This is a genomic window from Pantoea sp. CTOTU49201, assembly GCF_032054795.1.
Taxonomy (GTDB): Bacteria; Pseudomonadota; Gammaproteobacteria; order Enterobacterales; family Enterobacteriaceae; genus Pantoea; species Pantoea symbiotica.
The window spans coordinates 1-18132 of the sequence record NZ_DAMBSA010000009.1 but is presented as its reverse complement, the minus strand read 5'-3'; the positions used below and the strand labels follow the sequence as shown (position 1 = coordinate 18132).

At 58.4% G+C, this 18132-nt stretch carries 10 protein-coding genes and 1 pseudogene; 6 read left to right on the top strand and 5 right to left on the bottom strand.

The window, feature by feature from the left end:
- Positions 1-2 precede the first annotated feature (2 nt).
- The 3 genes and pseudogenes from RTY00_RS01440 to RTY00_RS01430 all read left to right on the top strand — a co-directional run bounded on the left by RTY00_RS01440 (position 3) and on the right by RTY00_RS01430 (position 5265).
- On the top strand, positions 3-3806 hold the full coding sequence (locus tag RTY00_RS01440; RefSeq protein ID WP_312663185.1) for a cellulose synthase subunit BcsC-related outer membrane protein: 3804 nt from the start codon (positions 3-5) through the stop codon (positions 3804-3806).
- Complete coding sequence (gene bcsD, locus RTY00_RS01435; protein ID WP_312663184.1) at positions 3806-4252, top strand: cellulose biosynthesis protein BcsD; 447 nt, start codon at positions 3806-3808, stop codon at positions 4250-4252. The genes RTY00_RS01440 and bcsD overlap by 1 nt, the downstream gene beginning before the upstream one ends.
- A gap of 9 nt (positions 4253-4261) precedes the next feature.
- Positions 4262-5265 (top strand): annotated as a pseudogene (locus tag RTY00_RS01430) (glycosyl hydrolase family 8).
- Between the two features lie 138 nt (positions 5266-5403).
- On the opposite strand, the gene bcsC reads toward RTY00_RS01430, so the two are convergent.
- The 5 genes from bcsC to bcsR are packed head-to-tail and all read right to left on the bottom strand — an operon-like array spanning position 5404 to position 14612.
- Complete coding sequence (gene bcsC / locus RTY00_RS01425; RefSeq protein ID WP_312663183.1) at positions 5404-8793, bottom strand: cellulose synthase complex outer membrane protein BcsC; 3390 nt, start codon at positions 8791-8793, stop codon at positions 5404-5406.
- Complete coding sequence (bcsB, locus tag RTY00_RS01420) at positions 8786-11071, bottom strand: cellulose biosynthesis cyclic di-GMP-binding regulatory protein BcsB (protein WP_312663182.1); 2286 nt, start codon at positions 11069-11071, stop codon at positions 8786-8788. The genes bcsC and bcsB overlap by 8 nt, the downstream gene beginning before the upstream one ends.
- Positions 11072-11086: 15 nt before the next feature.
- Positions 11087-13690, bottom strand: coding sequence for a UDP-forming cellulose synthase catalytic subunit (gene bcsA / locus RTY00_RS01415; RefSeq protein WP_312663181.1), 2604 nt, complete (start codon positions 13688-13690; stop codon positions 11087-11089).
- Positions 13687-14418 (bottom strand): cellulose biosynthesis protein BcsQ, encoded by a 732-nt coding sequence (gene bcsQ, locus RTY00_RS01410; protein WP_312663180.1) that lies wholly within the window; start codon positions 14416-14418, stop codon positions 13687-13689. Before bcsQ ends, bcsA begins: the two co-directional genes overlap by 4 nt.
- Positions 14418-14612 carry a cellulose biosynthesis protein BcsR gene (gene bcsR / locus RTY00_RS01405; protein WP_061719343.1) on the bottom strand — a complete coding sequence of 65 codons (195 nt, stop codon included), beginning with the start codon at positions 14610-14612 and terminating at the stop codon, positions 14418-14420. The genes bcsQ and bcsR overlap by 1 nt, the downstream gene beginning before the upstream one ends.
- A gap of 196 nt (positions 14613-14808) precedes the next feature.
- Between bcsR and bcsE the strand changes: the two genes are divergently transcribed.
- The 3 genes from bcsE to bcsG form a co-directional block, all read left to right on the top strand.
- Complete coding sequence (gene bcsE, locus RTY00_RS01400; protein WP_312663179.1) at positions 14809-16356, top strand: cellulose biosynthesis protein BcsE; 1548 nt, start codon at positions 14809-14811, stop codon at positions 16354-16356.
- Positions 16356-16544, top strand: a complete 189-nt coding sequence (locus RTY00_RS01395) for a cellulose biosynthesis protein BcsF (protein WP_312663178.1) — start codon at positions 16356-16358, stop codon at positions 16542-16544. Before bcsE ends, RTY00_RS01395 begins: the two co-directional genes overlap by 1 nt.
- On the top strand, positions 16537-18132 hold a 1596-nt coding region (gene bcsG, locus RTY00_RS01390; protein WP_312663177.1), incomplete at its 3' end, for a cellulose biosynthesis protein BcsG. The genes RTY00_RS01395 and bcsG, both read left to right, overlap by 8 nt.

Sequence of the window (18132 nt, the reverse complement as noted above, 5' to 3'; positions counted from 1 at the left end):
CAATGAAAAAACATCTGTTAAGTGCCGGTATTCGTCATGCCCTGATTCTGGGTGGGGCACTGACGCTCTCTCAGCCGCTGCTGGCGGCGGAGAGCACTAATCCTGCGTTACAGGCGCTGTTCGATCAGGCGGCGTACTGGCACCAGAAAGCGCATGACGATTTGGCGAAAGCCTCGTTGCAGAAAGTGCTGATGGTTGAGCCGAACAACACGCAGGCGCTCTATCTGCTGGCGCTCTATTCGCAGCAGAGCGGCGGCACGGCGGAAGCGGCGCAGTGGCGTGCGCGCCTGAGCGCCGCCTCGCCGAACGATCCGCATCTCACCGAGCTGGATAACGCGCGCCAGCTGCAAACTATTCCGCAGGCGCAGCTGCAACTGGCGCGCCAGCAGGCACGCAGCGGCAACATCGCGGCGTCGCTGCAAACCTGGCGTAACACCTTCAGCGGCAACGAGCCGCCGCCGAGCGTGGCAGCCGAATATTATCTGACCATGGCAGGCGATCGTTCGCTGCTGCCGCAGGCGGTTGAAGCGCTGCGCCAGTTCTCCGCCGATCATCCGCAGGATACCGGCGCCAAACTGGCGCTGGGTAAAGCGCTGACCTATCAGGAATCGACGCGTCGTCAGGGTATTGATGTGCTTGGCAGCCTGGCAGACGGCAACAAAGAAGCCGATCGTTCGCTGCGTCAGGCGCTGTTGTGGCTTGGTCCGCAGGCGTCCGATGCATCGCTGTACCAAACCTGGCAGCAGCGCCATCCACAAGATAACGCGGTGCTGGATTACTACCGTAAAAACGTCGGCGGCGCGGAGAAAGGCGCGGGCTTTACCGCGCTGAACAGCGGCGACGTCAGCAACGCGCAGAACAACTTTGAGAAAGTGCTGCAAGCCAACCCGCAAGATGCGGATGCGCTGGCTGGCATGGGCTATGTTGCTCAGCGCGCCGGACGTTATGCCGAAGCGGCGGATTACCTGACGCGCGCGGCGCAGTTGGGTGGCGATCAGAGCGACACGCGCCAGAAGCAGGCCGCTGATGCACGTTTCTACGCGCAGCTGGCCACCGCGCAGCAGGCGTTGAAAAACGGTGACAGCGCGCAGGCGTTGGCGCTGAGCGAACCGCTGGCGCAGGCCGACGGCGAGAAAGGCGTCTCCGCCAAACTGTTCCGCGCCGATGTGCAGCGTCGCAGCAATCAGCTCGATCAGGCGGAGCAAACCTATCGTTCCATCCTGCAAAGCGATGCCAATAACCGCAATGCCAAAGAAGGCTTGTTCTACGTGCTGCGTCAGCAGAACCGTGGCGCAGAAGCCAACACCTTGCTGGCGTCACTGCCCGACAGCGTGCGCCAAAGCGTGGCACCGCGCGGCAGCAGCACCGATCCGATTCGTGCGCAGGCCAAGCGTGAAGTGGCGGCGGGCAACAACAGCGCGGCTATCGCCACCTTGACCTCGGGCATTCAGCGCTATCCTAACGATGGCTGGCTGCGTCTCGATCTGGCGCGTATCTACCGCGCGCAGGGCGATAACATGATGGCGGCAAATATCATGCAGCCCACCATGCGCAGCGGTGCCAGCACGACAGAACTCTACGCGGGTGCGTTAAACGCCAGCGAAAGCAGCGCCTGGCAGCAGGCGAGTTTGCTGCTGTCGCGCATACCTAATAGCAGCAAGAACAGCGATATGCGCGAGCTGGCGCAGCGCGTCAATTTCAACCTGCAGATGGCTACCGCCGATCAATATCTGGCGCAGGGCTCGAACGCGGCAGCGGCCAACACCTTGCGTGCACTGGCATCGACGCCGCCGTCTAATCCAGTTGATGCCGGTAACCTGGCACAGAAACTGGCGAAAGCCGGCGATCTCACCACTGCCGTTTCCGTGGTGCGCAGCAACATGCAGCGCGGGATTCAGGGCAACGCCGGTGATTACGCGGCGCAGGTGGCGGTGCTGAATCAGGCCGGTCTGAACACCGAAGCGCAGAGCTTCCTCAGCAGCCCGGAACTGCAGGCTCGCAGCACGCCAACTCAGCTGGCGGGCATCCGCAACGGCTACGTGATCAACGAAGTGGATCGCCTGCGTGAGCAGAAACAGTACGCCGCCGCTTACGACAAGCTGGTGGGCGCGTTGCAGCACGATCCGCAGAACCGCGATCTGATGTTCGCCATGGCGCGACTCTATCAATCCGGCAAGATGAACAAAGAAGCGGGCGTGGTGTACGACTACCTGATGACGCAGGATACCGCGACGCAAGACGCGCGCACCGGCGCCATCAACGTGGCGCTGGCGCAGAATGACGTCAATAAAGCCAATACCTTAACGCGCGGCCTGCGCAATGAGCAGTCGCCAGATCGCTTGCTGCTGTTAGCCCGCGTGGCCGAAGCCAACGGTGAACACAGCCAGGCGATGAGCTATCTGCGCACCGCGCGCGGTCAGCTGATTGGTCTGCAAGGCGCAGAAACCGGCAGCGTGCCAAGCGTCGGCGGTCTGGCGCTGGCCGACAATCCGTTTATCAATCGCGGCACCTCGCCGGTGGGCCGCTCGCCGTCCAGCTATGGCGCGGTGATGCCGTGGCAGTCGGCTCCAACGGCCACCAGCAGTGCCGAAGGCGTGACGCTGGCGAGCAACACACCGGCAATTCAGCAAAGCCAGACGCTGCATCAAATCGACAGCATGATGGACGATCTGCAAGAGAAAACCGGCACCTGGGTGCAAGGCCAAATGCAGGTACGTGGTCGTGACGGCGAATCAGGCTTGAGCAAACTCACCGAAGCCAAAGCGCCACTGACTTTCTCTACCGTGCCGTTTGGCGATGCGCGCTTCGACTTCACCATGACGCCGATTTCCCTCACTGCAGGCAGCGCCGGTGGCGACGCATGGCGTCGTTTCGGCACCAACTCGCTGGTGCAGGGACAAGTGGTGGCATCGGGTGATGCGAAAATCGACGATGTGCCTAACTCCTCCACCGATTCGCAATCCGCGACCGGCGTGGAGCTGAACATGGCGCTGAAGGGCGACAGCTACAAGATTGACCTCGGCAGCACGCCGCTGGGCCAGGACTTGAGTACGCTGGTGGGCGGTGTGCAGTGGTCGCCGAAGCTGACCGACTTCCTGACGCTGATCCTCACCGGTGAACGCCGCGCGATGACCGACAGCCTGCTGTCGTATGTCGGTGTTGAAGACAAAACCAGCGGTAAACGCTGGGGCCGCGTGACTAAAAACGGCGGTAACGCCTTGCTGAGTTACGACAACGGCGATGCCGGTTTCTACGTTGGCGGCGGCGCGTACAGCTACATCGGCGAAAACGTGGCGAGCAACAACAGCGTTCAGGCGACCGCAGGCGCGTATGTGCGTCCGTATCACCTCGACGATCGCGAGCTGAAAGTCGGCATGAGTTTGTCGTGGATGGATTACTCGAAAAACCTCAGCTACTTCAGCTACGGTCAGGGCGGTTACTTCAGTCCGCAGAACTATGCGTCGGTGTCGTTCCCTATCGAGTTCAGCCGCAAGTTTGACGACCTGAAAGTGAACGTCGGCGGTTCGGTGGGTTATCAATCCTACAGCCAGGATAAGAGCGCCTACTTCCCGAATAACCCGTCGTTGCAGGCGCAGCTGCAAAGTCTGGCCGATCAAGGTTACGTGAAGGATGCGTTCTACAGCGGCGAGAGCAAAAACGGCATTGGCTACAACCTGCATGCCGGTGCGGATTATAAGATCAACAAAGATGTCACCGTGGGCGGTCAGCTCGGCTACGACACCTTTGGCGATTACAACGAAAGCACAGCCAATCTGTACTTCCGTTACATGTTCGGAGATTACTAATGAGTGAGCAAGTAACCGCACGCGTCAGCCATCCGCATCAGCCGGGCTGGTTTGATCTGGTGAGCGCGATGATTGAGAGCATGCTGGACAACGCGGGCGAGGAAGCGGAAGGCTTTCTCAACGGTGTCGGCGTATCGCTGGCAACGCGCTATCCTTTACCTGACGCGCGCACCGTGCAGGATCTGGAGCGTGAAATGAATTTGCAGCTGGCGCGTTTTAACTGGGGCTTTGTGCAGTTACAGCCGCAGGAAAATGCCATTCTGATTCAGCACCACGCGCTGCCGCAGGGCGACAGCAACGTCGGTGCTGAACGCTGGCAGCTGGCGCTGAGCGCAGTACTGGCGGGCGTGTATGCGCAGTGGCTGCAGGCACAAGGTGGCAGCGCGGCGGTGCCGGTGACGCTTGAGAACAACGACGGCGGCACGCTGCACTATCGATATCAATAGGAAGCTGTAATGAGAGTAATGCGGTTCTGGCGTCAATGGATGCTGTGTTTCATGGTGATGTTTTTTAGCGCTCAGGCAGCCGCAGATGGCTGGAGTACCTACAAAAGCCGTTTTATGGGCAGCGATGGCCGTATTAGCGATACGGCAAATAACAACTTAGCCATACCGAAGGTCAGGGCTACGGCATGCTGCTGGCGGTGGCGCATGACGATCGCACCACCTTCGATCAGCTGTGGCAGTGGACGCGCACCCATCTGCGCAATCCGCAAAACGATCTGTTTTACTGGCGCTACACGCCTGGCGCGGCCAATCCGATTGCCGACAAAAACAATGCGTCCGATGGTGATGTACTGATTGCCTGGGCGCTGCAGCGTGCGGCGCAGAAGTGGGGTGGCGATTACCAGCAGGCCTCCGACCGCATTCAGCGTGCGATTGTGAAGCTGAATGTGATCAGCTACGGCGGACATAAAGTGATGCTGCCGGGCGCGCAGGGTTTCAACAAAACCAGCTATGTGGTGCTCAATCCGTCCTATTTCCTGTTTGAGGCCTGGCGCGAGTTTGCTGAGCACAGTCATCTGCGCATCTGGAATGAGCTGATTGATGACGGCATGGATTTGCTGGGTGATATGCACTTCGGTAAAACCGGCCTGCCGCTGGATTGGGTGGCGCTGAATGCTGATGGTTCAGTGGCACCGGCGGTCGGCTATTCCAATCGCTTCAGCTATGACGCGATCCGTATTCCGCTGAATATCTGGTGGTACGATCCACAAAGCTTGCGTCTGGTGCCGTTCCAGCGCGTCTGGCAGGGTTCGGCGCGCATGACTACGCCCGCCTGGTATGATGTGTTGGGCAACACACCAGCGCCGTACAACATGGAAGGGGGTTTGTTAGCGATTCGCGATTTGACGCTGAATCAAACCGGTTACCTCAATGACCGTTTAGCGCCGGATCAAAACTACTTCTCCGCCAGCCTGCAACTGCTGACCTGGATGGCGTATCAGGAAAAGCGGTAAGTCTCTTCTTAGACCAGGTCGCCATAAATGGCGACCCTAAAAAACCTGCAACTTTCCCGTGTGGTCGCCATAAATGGCGACCCTACAAACCTGCAACTTACCCGTAGGGGCGCCATTTATGGCGACCTCCATTGATGCTTATTTAAAATCCGCATACGGCGTCAGCGGTTGTGGTGGCATATCCATATCGCCGTTCCAGCCGGACATTGAATAGCGCATGAAAATCAAACCGTGGCTTGGGGTGTAATCCTTCGCCTGCTGAATATCCATTGCCAATCCCACCGACCAGTGCGGCGTAATGCGTCGCTCCACCAACGCCTGCAGCGTGTAGCCAAAACCGGTACCCGAGCTGCTGTCTGAGGTAGGATTTGATGCCAGCGTGAAGCCCGGATTGACCGGATAGCGCTGCTGCCCGTCGGTATGCGATTGCGACCACGAAACCGAGCCGCCGAGATCAAACGACCAGTTTTCTGTGCGCTGGCGATAGGTCACCGGTACCGACAGCGAGAAATATTGCTGCGGGCTGTAATAGCCGCCCTGGCCGAAGGTGTAGTCGCTGAGATCTTTCTGGTAATGCCACAGCATGCTGTTTAGGCCAACGGTGGCGCGGCGATTATCTTCATTAATCAGTTTGTAGTAATAGCCCGCCATCAGGCGTTCACGGCTATTATCCGCGACGTTATCGCCACTAAGTTGATGCGCACTGATATCGCCCCACACGCCATGCGCGCCGCCTTGATCGTAACTCAGCCCGAGCGAGCCGCCGGTTGCAACTACACCGCCCCAGGTTTTACCGCCGTTCGCTGAGGGATCGCGTGCGCCTGCGTACGCCAACAGCGAGCTGGAGATCGGTCGCCGTGATGCGGTGAATGTCAGGCCAATGTCTTTAACGTCGGTTTTCCAGCTGACGCCGCCGACCCAGTTGCTGGTCTCGAAGCCGAGCGGCGTAGTGCCGACATCAGCCGACCATATATCGTTATGCCAACCCACGCCCAGCGCGGTGCCTTCATCGCGCTGATTAAAGTCGCGGCTGCATCCGCCAGAATTGTCATCATTACAGCTACCGAACTGCTCGCTGTGGCTGCCGTTGGTGGTGGAGAAGGTGCCGGCTGAAACCAGCACATGATCCACACGCACAAAGCTGCGGCCATCGGCCAGCGGCGTTTCTGCCTGCATCATGGTGGTATGCGCGGTGAAATCGGAGGTGCCGCCGTTGCCTTTATTGCGCGAGTAATCCTGCTCCAGCGTGAACGTGGTGTCCTGCTGGCGATAAAGATCGGCGGCGTCGCTACGGATGCTGCGTTTCAGCCAGTCATCCTGCACCTGATTGCGGGTTAACGCCGTATAGCGATCGTTATCCTGTGGCACATTCGGGCTGATGCCGCTTGCGGCCATCGCAAGCTGATAATCCTGCTGCGCTTGTGTGGGCTGTTGCAACTGCGTTTCCAGCCGCGCCGCATCACGATACACCAGCGCTTTTTCCTGCGACGGTGCCAGTTTCGTCGCGCGGGTTTTCAGCTCAGCAAACATCTGTTGGGCACGATCCGCATCGCCACTGTTTTGCCAGGCGAGCGCCACGCGTCGCCCGCTGTTGACGCTTTGCTGCGCCACGCTCGGCGGCAAGGTTTTTAACGCGCGCTGCGCTTCCGCAGGTCGTTTCAACGCGATCAAGGCCTCGATGCGACCCAGCGCCGCATCGCCGTTTTTACTGTCTTGCTGCAGCACCTTTTGATAGCTCGCCAGCGCGCTGCGGGCATCGCCGCGCTCCAGCGCCCAGTCGGCCAGCGTGATATCGCGGCGGATGGATGCGGGTTGCTGTTTTAGCAGCGCAATCGCCGCCGTCTCATCGCCGCGCGTGCGTAAATCACTGGCGCGGGTAAACACTTTGTCCTGCTCGAGACGATCGGCCAGCTCATGCATGTTGCTGTCCCAGCGCGAAGTGGGCAAGCGATGCAAGGTCGCCAGCGCCGCGTCATCGCGGTCGCCGGAAGCCAGCCACAGCGCCGACGCATACAGCGCGGCGGGTTCCTGAGGATGCTGGCGCACCATCGCGTCCATCACTTGCGCGCCTTGAGTTTCTTCGCCGCCGTTGCGCAGCGCGCCAGCCAGTCGATAAGCCAGCCAGATATCATCAGGATTCGCCTGCGCCGCCTGGCGATATTTCTCCGCCGCCTGATGCCATTGACCTTGCTGCGCCAGCGTATCGGCTTCGGCCATCAGTGCATCGGTACGCAGCTGTAGCAGACGACTTTTCGCCGTGCTGTTGCTGCGATCCAGTCGCAGCGCCTGCTGCCAATAACTTTCTGCCTGCGCGGAGTTCTTACGCGCCAGCGCCGCATCACCCAGGCCAATCAGCGCCCAGCTATCGCGATTATCCAGCGCCTGCGCGCTGCGGTAATAACGCTCCGCCGCCGCGATATCGCCTTTTTTCAGCGCCGCATCGCCATTGTTGATCGCCAGCCAGTAGCGGTTGGTTTGCAGCAGCGACTGCCACTTGCCGATCTGCGTGCTGGCCTGGCCGGCCTGAATCGCTTTCTCCAGCCAGCTAATGGCGGCGGCGCGATTGTTGGCTCGCGCCTGCGCCTGGCCCATCGCGCCCATCAGTTCGGCATCATTAGGGTTGGCTTTTAACGCGGCATTGAGTGCGGCAATCGCATTTGCGCCGCCACCGGCATCCACCAGCGCCAAACCACGCATGCGCTGGCGATACGCGGGATCGGCGAGCAGTTTTTGCTGACGCGCCAGCTCTTGCTGACCGCGCTGCTGGGCATCGCCTTCGGTAAAGGTTTGCAGATATTGCTGCAGGCTGGCGACGCTACGTTCGCTCACCGGCTGATTCTGGATCTGCTGCAACCACAGCTCGGAGGCGGCATCGCGCCCGCCGTTGCGGTTGGCGAGACGACGCAGCTGCGTAAAGGCTTCGCCTGGCTGATTATTATCAAACGCCATGCGCGCCAGCTGAAGCTCAACGCCGATGTTGCCGGGATAGCGCTGCTCCAGCGCCTGCAACTGTTGATACGCTTGTGGCTGCTGGCCGGGTAAACGCGCCACTAACCGCCAATACTCCAGCTCGGTATTTACATCGGGGAATACGCCGTGGAACAGCGCGTCCCACGCGGCTTTGGCTTCGGCGACGTGTCCGGCGGTGGCCAGTAATCTCGCCTGCTGCAACTGCTGACGACCTTCCGCGGTCACCAGACGCAATCCAGCTTCTGATTCGCGCGTGGCGGCGGCATTCGGTGCCACGCGCTTCAGTTCATCCAGCAGTTTTTGCGCTTTAGCCTGATCGCCCTGACGCAGCGCCATGCGGATTTGCGCCGCCAGCACCTGCGGATTATCAGGATCGATTTTTTCCAGCCGATAAAGCGATTGCTGAACCAGATCGAGTTTGTTGGTCGATTCGCCGGTGCGAATCTGCATCAGCAGCCACTCGACCGGCGAAACTTGTGGACCGCTCGGGGCGGCAGCCGAACCGGCTAACACCCCGAGCGTGCTGCCAATCAGCAATCCAAGCTGCAGTTTATTCATCGTCATCCAGCTCGGCCAGACGGCGACGGCTCACCATGCGCATTAAACGCCACGCCATCAGCGCAAACAGAATTACCACCACAACCGCGCAAATCGCCAGCCACACCGGATGCGTTGCCAGCAGATTCCACAGCCGTTCCCACCACGGCAGGTGACCAACGTAATAGGTTTCGCCGACACGAATGCTATTAACGCCTGATTCACGGATCACCGCAGCGGAACCGAACACCGCCGCGCGTTTGCCGCTGTCGAGCAGCGCGTTATTCAGCAATTCCCAGCCGCGTGGGCTGTCGGCCAGCAGCGCCACGACGCTGCGTTGATCGTTGAACGGGGACTGGAAGCCAACAATCGCGCCCATCGGCCCGCGTGAGCTGATGGTGGTTTGGCTTTCCACTGCGCGTTCACTGTCAGAAATCGGCACGTTGGCCGCCGCATTGCTGCGTGAAGGCATGCTGATCCAGCTGCGCGCGACATCGGCCAGTAGCGGGATCTTGGTATCGTCCTGCAGATCCTGCGGAATGCCGCCGATCATCAACATGTCCGCATCCGCTGATTTCGCTTTGCTCCAGTCATCGCTCATCTGCACGCGCAGCGCCGGATAACCGGTTTGCGCGCCGATGCTGCCGAGCGCATTGAGCAGCGTGCTGACTTCGTCATTGCTCGGTTTAGGCTGCACCAACACCAGCGTTTGCGCCAGATCGGCGAAGCGGCTATACGGGAAACCGGCGTTGGCGAACGCACCCAGCGACGGCATTTCGATGTAATGGCGATAGCCGGAGAAATCGATGCTCGAGGTATCATCGATTACCACGTGATGTCCGACGGCGGTGACGGTTTCGCAGCGTCCATCGGCGGTGCCACCAATAAAGGTGTTGGCGTAATCAAAGTTAAAGCGCAGCTGATTCACCACGCCAAGGCGCAGCGCCGGAATGGTCAACTGGCGATTGCTGTCCTGCAAACCCTGCATCAGCGGGATGCGCATCAGCTGCTGACCGGCGGTATCTTTCTGCGTCAGCGGATAATCCTGCATGAACTGATTGTTGAGATGCACCGCGAGGCGCGATCCATCCTGCTGAATCGGCGAGGTGTAGCGGTAGCGCAGATCCATATCGATACCGCGTGCGCGCACCAGGAACAGATCTGGCGGCAGATTCAGCGTCAGGCTGATCGGATTCGGCTGCAAACCATCGCCCTGCAGCTGGTTTTGATACTGCGTCAGCTCGGCAAAGGTTGTGCGGCGATCGGTGCGCACCCAGTTCGGTGCGTCGTACGCCTGGCGCGCGGCCAGCAGTTTGACGCTGTTGATGGTTGAGGTGTCGCCGCGCAGCAGCAGCTGGCCTTGTGCAATGCCTTCCACCGCAGTTAACAGATCCTGATCGTCGCGACCCAGAATCAGCAGCATCTTCTCGTACGGATTGTACGGCTGATTCACCATCTCCACCGTCGGTTTCTCCACCGGCGGCAGGTCTTTCAGGAAGTCGGGACGATGATCGTTGGTGGCAAACACCACCGCATGTTGCTCTTTAGGCAGCTGGTTATACAGCACCGGGAAGGATTGTCCGCGCCACTGAGCTTTGCTGCCAAACCATGAAGCCAGAATCCCGGCCGCACGCTGTTGCAGCAGATTCGGCTGGGCGTTGAAGACCATCGGCAGCTGCAGCGGGCGGCTGTCGCGCGTATCAAAGAACGGTTCCGGGAAATGCGACAGATCGTTCTTTAACGGCAGCTTTTGCAGCGTCAAATCGAGTTTGCTGGCTTTGCCGATATCCAGCCAGATGGTGCTGTTGGCCGGGTTTTCACACACGTTGGCGTAGTGACCAACCAGTTCAAGACGCACGCGGTTGAAGTCGCTGATAAAGCGCGGATCGATAGGGATCTGCGTTTGATTCTCTTTGCCAAGCTGATCGGCGGTGACGGTCACCAATCCCACCAGTTCATCGTTGAGATAGACCTTAAGCTGCGACAGCGTGGGAATCAGCGCTGGCGACGGACGATAGCTCAGATTGAGCAGCGCGCGCGTCACCACTTCATCGCTGCGCACGCCGAACTCAATCTGGCTGCTCGGTTCGGTACCGCGCAGCGTCATGCTACCGGGCGGCGGAGCGACCTGATTAAACACCAGCTGGCTGTCACGCAGCGGCGCGTTGGCGTCGACCAACGCGTTCACCTCCGGTAACGGCTGTGGCGCATTGATGGCGCCAGAGGTCTGTGGCGCGGCCTGCACCACAGCTACGCAGCCCAGCATCAGGGCGGTGAACCAACTCAGTTTTTTCGTCATGGTCATATCATCAACTTAAGTAAAATCGGTTTTGATCGTCGCGGGCTGGCGGTCAATACGCTGCGGTAGCAGTGTCGCCAGCCAGCTCACCAACGCGGTGAGCCCACGGAATAAACGGCGCAGCGGCGCAGGGCCATACTCGGCCAGACGCAGATAGCCTTTAAAACCCAGCACCATAATGTCGGCCAGACTTTGCACCGGTTTGTCTTCCGGGAAGCCGTCCTGCCACAGCGCCCAGGTATCGGCGCGGGCGAAAGTGCATTGAATAAATTCAATGTGTTGGCGCGTGCTGAGTTGATGCAAACGAATGCCGGCGCGACGGCCAAATACGCGCTGCACCTGACACGGGAAGCTGAACTCTTGCTGACCACGGCGCAGCAGCAGCGACACGGTTTCGTCCTCTTTCAACGCATCGGCTTCGCGCAACTCAACGCCCACGCCGCCGTCGGAATAGTCGCGCAATGTGCACGGCACCATGTGTCCATCCTCACGCGCGATGGCGGCAGGCATGGCGATTTCCACACGATGCGCTTCGCGGATTTGGCGCGCTTCAACCGAAACCGCCACCGCGCCGCCGAGGATAATCATGTTGTAAATCACCCACACCAGGCTGACCCAAATGGTGAGCATCTCGTTGGCCGGACCGTACGCCATGCGCCAGAAGGCCATGCCGATACCGGCGATATTCAGCAGCACCAGCATCATGTACGGCTTGGTAATCACCCAATCGAGATGACGTTCGGCCACCAAACCACCTTTGGCGGTAACGTTGAATTTGCCTTTGTGCGGATTGAACAGCGCCACCGTGGTTGGCCGCGCGATGTACCACGCCAGCACGGTTTCATACACTTCGCTCCAGAACGAGTGACGCCAGCGGCCCTGAATGCGCGAGTTGGTCAAACTGGTGTGCAGCATGTGCGGCAGCACGTAGATGGCGATCGCCAGCGCGGGCGCGTAGATGATGTAGGCGTGGAACAGCAGAAACGCCAGCGGTGCCAGCAGGAAGATCAGGCGCGGAATCCCGGCGAGAAAGTGCAGCATGGCGTTGGCGTAACACAGGCGCTGCACCAGCTTTAACCCTTTGCCAAACAGCGGGTTATCGAGGCGGAAAATCTGCACCATGCCGCGCGCCCAGCGGATACGCTGGCCAATATGCGCGGACAAACTCTCGGTGGCCAAACCGGCAGCCTGTGGAATACGGATATACGCCGAGGTGTAACCCTGACGATGCAGGCGCAGCGAGGTGTGCGCATCTTCGGTGACGGTTTCTACCGCAATCCCGCCGATCTGATCCAGCGCGGTACGGCGCAGCACGGCGCAGGAGCCGCAGAAGAACGCCGCATCCCAGGTATCGTTGCCATCCTGTACCAAACCATAGAACAGCGAACCTTCGTTCGGCGTCTGGCGGAAGCGACCAAGGTTACGTTCGAACGGATCGGGCGAGAAGAAGTGGTGCGGCGTTTGCAACATCGCCAGCCGATGATCTTTCAGGAACCAGCCCATGGTCAGCTGCAGGAACGAGCGCGTCGGCACATGGTCGCAGTCGAAAATCGCCACATACTCGCTGCGGCATGCGGCTTTCAACGCATGGTTGATGTTGCCCGCTTTGGCATGTTCGTGAGTCGGGCGCACCACGTAATTGACGCCAACGCTGGCGGCAAACTCGCGGAACTCTTCGCGCGTGCCGTCATCCAGCAGGTAGATATTCAGTTTGTCCTGCGGCCAGTCGATGCCCATCGCCGCGTAGATGGTCGGTTTCACCACGCTGAGCGGTTCGTTGTAGGTCGGCACCAGAATATCGACGCTCGGCCACGAGGTAATTTCCGGCGGCATCGAGACCGGCTGACGATTGAGCGGCCACAGCGTCTGGAAATAACCCAGCACCAATACCGCCCACGCATAGGTTTCGGCACCAATCAGCAGCAGACCAAACGTCAGGCTGAGCGGATCGTCCCAGTTGAGGGTTTCGGTGTAGCGCCACCACAGATAACGGCAGGAGATCGTCAGTGATAACACGATCAGCATGATGGTCGACAAGCGCCCCGGCACGCGCCGCACCAGCATCGCTAATCCCCATAACAGCAGCACAAAAACAAACTGCGTGGTGATGCCGAAGGGTTGCGAAATACACAGCAGCGCCAGCAGGCTGGCGACAATCGCCGCCGCGATAAACAGCAGCTGGCGCAACCACGCGGGCAGCGCCTGAATACGTTGTTCGCTGCGCTGGGCAAAACGGTTGTGTTCCAGCCGTGCCGGCAGCGCGCCGAGCCATTGATACAGCCGTTCGCGCCAGCGGAACAGCGGCTTGACGCTAAAACTTTTACGCGTGCGCTTGTCGAGCGGCAATACCAGCATCAGCCACAGGCTTTGCAGCGCATAGCGCAGCGGGTCAAGCGGTCGCGGTCGCAGCGGCGAAATTTGCGGATAGTAACGCTGACGATGTTGCAGGATGCGCTGCCAGCCGGGAGTTTCCAGCCGCAACAGCGACCACGCCAGCACGCACCACATCAGATGCAGTGCGATGGTGAAGCGGCCTGCGCCATGCTGATGCGCCAGTTGAGCGCGGCGTTGCAGCGCCTGCCACGCTTGCGGCATCAGCAGCCAGCGTAATGGATTCACGCCGCGCCTCCCGACACATTAAGCAGCAGCCAGTTGGCCAGCGTGTTGATCTCTTCACTGGCCAACGCATGCGGCCGATATTCGCCCACCGGCTGTTTCATCATCAGCGCTTCCGCCAGCGCTTCATCGCGGTGGATGACCTGTGGAATCAGGTTCTTCAGCGAGCTGATCCACAGCTGATGCAAATCCTGCTGCAGCTGGCTGTTGGCGTTGAACTGGTTGATCAGGAACAGCGTGTGCGCAGGAAAACGTGCGTGATGCAGACGCAACTGGCAGTTGGCATCCAGCGTCAGCACCTGCAGTAAACGATCGGCTGCGGCAACAAAAGATCGCTGCCACGGCAACAGATCCGCTGGCATGTCGAAAATAATCCAGTCGTAGTGTGATTTCAGGGCCGGTAACGCATTTAGCAGCGGTGCGGCAAATTCTGAGTTGATATTGCTGATGTTGGCGCGCTGTGGCGGCGTGAGTGCGCCAAACGGCAGAAAATCCAGCCCTGCTTGATAGCGCTGTGCGCACTGCTGCCACGCTTGCTGTTCGAGCAGCGCAGGTGCCCAACCCTGAGTGTGGGTGAGCGGCAAATTGAAGTGGGCAGCCAGTTGATTTACCGGGGAAAAGTCGATAACCAGTACCGATTGCTGCAGCGCGTTAAACGCCCAGCCGAGCGCGGCGCTCAGCGAAGTGGCGCCACAACCGCCACGCAATCCTTGTAATGCAATAACAGGCATTAACGTTCTGACTCCTGTGCCGCGCTTATTTCACGCAGCAATGGCCAGCGCGTCATAATGGTATTAAGTCGCGCTTCGCGGGCAATATCAATGTAGCGAAATGCCTTAAGGGAAAAGGCATCACTCAATGCGGTAATGTCATCGTGCTCTTCGCTGCTAGCAGCATTCAGCGAAAATGCATTCTCTGTTTTCATTATTTTTTTGCCACCAAAAAATCGACAACGGATGAATTGTGGTTCTATTTTTTGTAAAGTTTAAACCTGAAGTAAAGACAAATGCTATCCACAGATCAATGTGATTTGCATTAATAGGCTATTTTTTTATTTCACCCGTTCCAATTGTGGCTGTGTGGATTAAACTAGCCTGGATTGTATCGATCGCGAATAAAATATGAAAAATCATTATGCGCTTGGCCTGCAGCAGATTCAGCAGGAATTAAATACTCTGCAGAATCCAGGGTTTTACTGGATTACCAGCCAGCGTCAGGAAGATGCACGAATGCTTTTGCGTCAGGTGGTTAGCCAGCAAAGTGCGGCTACGCTGATCAGTGCAGACGAGAAACCGCAGGCGCTGCTGACGCCCGATCCCATCGGCGGCCCGGCACGTATGCCGTTATTTTCACTACCAGCGAATAAAAGCAGCTTACAGCAGCTGGAGAGTGATTTTTCCCGCATGCTGAATAGTCGCAGCGGACTGGTGATTTTTTATAGTAATGCCGCGTTGTGGGGAAAATTATCGCCAGATGAGCTGACCATTTGGCTTAAGCGCATGCGTCGATTGATAACTAAAAAACAAATCACGCTGTTAATGATCACCTCCGGCACGTCAATAATTCACTTACGTAATCATCTGCAAGGTTATTTTCGCCAGCTTGATGGTCTCGCGCATTTAGAGTTTCAGCAGGACAGTTGGCAATATCGAATTAACTGGTGGTATGCGGCAGATAAATTACTTGCCGATCGTGCGATCCGTTTGAGTTGCGGTGATAATCAATTTATTGCCGAAAATGATGCAGAACAAAATATTCCATTAAGCCGCAATGATGAAAACCAATTCCTTGCGCAAGAAGGTGTGCTGGAAGGCGCACCGCCACTTTCTGTGCAGTGGCAATTATTTAGTGACAATGAAAGCGTGTTCTCGCGTGCCCAGCAGGCAAATGCGGCAACCGTCATCTTTAGCCTGGTCCATAACCAAGACATTAATTCTTTAGCAACCATGGTCCATAGTCTGCGCCGTTCACGCGGTAGCGCGCTTAAGATTGTGGTGCGCGAAATCAGTACCACGCTGCGCTACAGTGATGAACGTTTGCTGCTGGCCTGCGGCGTGAATGCCATCGTGCCGACGGCAGCCAGCTTGTCGCGTTTTCTTACCATGCTGGAAGGGATTCAGGGACAACAGTTCTCGCGCCATGTGCCTGCTAATCTCAACGCACTGATGCAGGCGTTACAGCCTCTGCAGCAGAAAGGCTATTTACCGCTGGATGCGTTTTGCGCGGCGGTACAGCAGCTAATGGCCAACACGTTGCTGCCGGAAAATGACAAAGGCTTGCTGGTGGCGCTGCGCACGGTGCCGCAGCTGAAACCCGAACAGATTCTGACGCTGTGCAAACCGCGCCGCTTCGGTGATTTGGTGACGCTGGTGAACGACCGCATCTATCTGTTCCTCTCTTCGTGCCGCTTCAACGATTTAGATATCGCGCTTAAATCAATTTTCTCCTTGCCGCATGACGAGCTGTTTAGCAATCGCATCGTCTGGTTTGAAGATAATCAGATCGTGTCGGAGGCGGATAAAATTCGTCAGCTGACATCGGTGGTACAGCGCGACAGACAAGCCGCGCCGCTGGCCGCTGTGCCAGTCGCTACGCAGGCCGACGTGCCTGAGCGCGGAGCACAAACGCCGCAGCCGATTACCCTCAACCTCGACGGAGTAAGCCACTAATGACACTGATGGATTGGGTGCAGGTGGCGATCCTGCTGTTACTGATTTTACTGTTCCTGAGATCACTGTTTGGTCGCGGGCTCGCGCGCGTTGGCACCAATCCGCTGCTACGTTTGCTGCCAACGCGCGCATTGAAATCAGAAGGGCAGTGGCAACGCAAAACCAATAAAACGGATAAACATGAATAACAGATTCACGATGCACGGTTCGTGGTGGCGCGGCCTTGGTGGCTGGAACTTTTACTTCCTGATTAAATTTGCGCTGTTGTGGTACGGCTACCTCAATTTTCACGCGCTGAGTAATCTGGTGTTTCTGGCGTGGCTGCTGTTCCCGCTGCCGAGCGCGCGGCTGCATCGCCTGCGTCAGTGGATTTCACTGCCGATTGGCATTGCGCTGTTCTGGCACGATACCTGGCTGCCGGGACTCAATTCAATTATGAGCCAGGGCAGTCAGCTGGCCGGCTTCTCGCCCAGTTACTTGCTCGACCTTGCCAATCGCTTTCTCAACTGGGAGATGATTGGCGCGGGCTTTGTGCTGCTGGTGCTGTATCTGTTTGTCGCGCAGTGGATTCGCGTCACGGTGCTGGTGTCGCTGATGCTGATCTGGCTCAACGTGCTGACCATCGCCGGACCGGCAATGAATTTACTGCCGAGCAGCGCCGCTACGCCGACGGTGAAGCTCAACGATACGCCAGCGGCGAAAGCGCCAGATGGCCTCGATCAATCCGCGCCGCCAACCAGCGCCAATCTTACCGCGTGGCTTAACCGTTTTTACGACGCCGAGCGCCAGCGTTCTACGCACTTCCCGGACGCGTTGCCTGCCGATTCGCAGCCGTTCGATATTCTGGTGATTAATATCTGTTCGCTGTCATGGTCGGATTTGAATGTCGCGCAGCTGCGCAATCATCCGCTGTGGCAGCACTTCGATATTCTGCTCAACAACTACAACTCCGCCACCGGTTACAGCGGCCCGGCGGGGATTCGTCTGCTGCGTGCCAGCTGCGGCCAGAGCTCGCACAGCGATCTGTACAAAGCCACCGATCAGCGCTGCTATCTGTTTGATAATCTGGCCAAGCTGGGCTTTAAACAGCAGTTGATGATGGATCACACCGGCGTGTTTGGTAACTATCTCAAAGAGCTGCGCGAAGAGGGCAACCTGCAGGCGCCGTTGATGTCGCAGGCGGGCATCGCGCCGGAAGTGACGTCGTTTGATGGCTCGCCGGTATTTAATGATGCGCAGTTGATGCAACGCTGGCTCGACGATCGCACCAAGAGCAGCGATGCGCGCTCCGCTACCTTCTATAACCTGATTCCGCTGCATGACGGTACGCGTGAATTGGGCAGCACGCGCAGCGCCGATTGGCAGCCGCGCGCCAAAGTGCTGTTTGATCAGCTCGATGCTTTCCTGACTAATCTGGAGAAATCGGGTCGTCGCGTGATGGTGCTGGTGGTGCCGGAACACGGCGCGGCGCTGCAGGGCGACAAGATGCAGATGTCAGGATTGCGTGACATCCCAAGTCCGGATATCACCCATGTGCCGGTCGGCATCAAGTTTGTCGGCATGAAAGCACCGCATCAGGGCCAGCCGCTCAACGTGGAGACGCCAACCAGCTTGATGGCGATTTCGGAAATCGTGTCGCGCGTGGTGGATGGTCAGGTGTTTAACGCGCCGAACGTCAATATGTCGGTGCTGACCGATAATCTGCCGCAGACGCCGGTGGTGTCCGAGAACGATAATGCGGTGGTGATGATGTATCAGGGCAAACCGTGGATCCGC

What these genes read in the sequence shown, in the direction of transcription:
- RTY00_RS01440 (WP_312663185.1), top strand. Translation starts at nt 3, where the DNA reads ATGAAAAAACATCTGTTAAGTGCCGGTATTCGTCATGCCCTGATTCTG.
- bcsD (WP_312663184.1), top strand. Translation starts at nt 3,806, where the DNA reads ATGAGTGAGCAAGTAACCGCACGCGTCAGCCATCCGCATCAGCCGGGC.
- bcsC (WP_312663183.1), bottom strand. Translation starts at nt 8,793, where the DNA reads ATGAATAAACTGCAGCTTGGATTGCTGATTGGCAGCACGCTCGGGGTG.
- bcsB (WP_312663182.1), bottom strand. Translation starts at nt 11,071, where the DNA reads ATGACGAAAAAACTGAGTTGGTTCACCGCCCTGATGCTGGGCTGCGTA.
- bcsQ (WP_312663180.1), bottom strand. Translation starts at nt 14,418, where the DNA reads ATGCCTGTTATTGCATTACAAGGATTGCGTGGCGGTTGTGGCGCCACT.
- bcsR (WP_061719343.1), bottom strand. Translation starts at nt 14,612, where the DNA reads ATGAAAACAGAGAATGCATTTTCGCTGAATGCTGCTAGCAGCGAAGAG.
- bcsE (WP_312663179.1), top strand. Translation starts at nt 14,809, where the DNA reads ATGAAAAATCATTATGCGCTTGGCCTGCAGCAGATTCAGCAGGAATTA.
- RTY00_RS01395 (WP_312663178.1), top strand. Translation starts at nt 16,356, where the DNA reads ATGACACTGATGGATTGGGTGCAGGTGGCGATCCTGCTGTTACTGATT.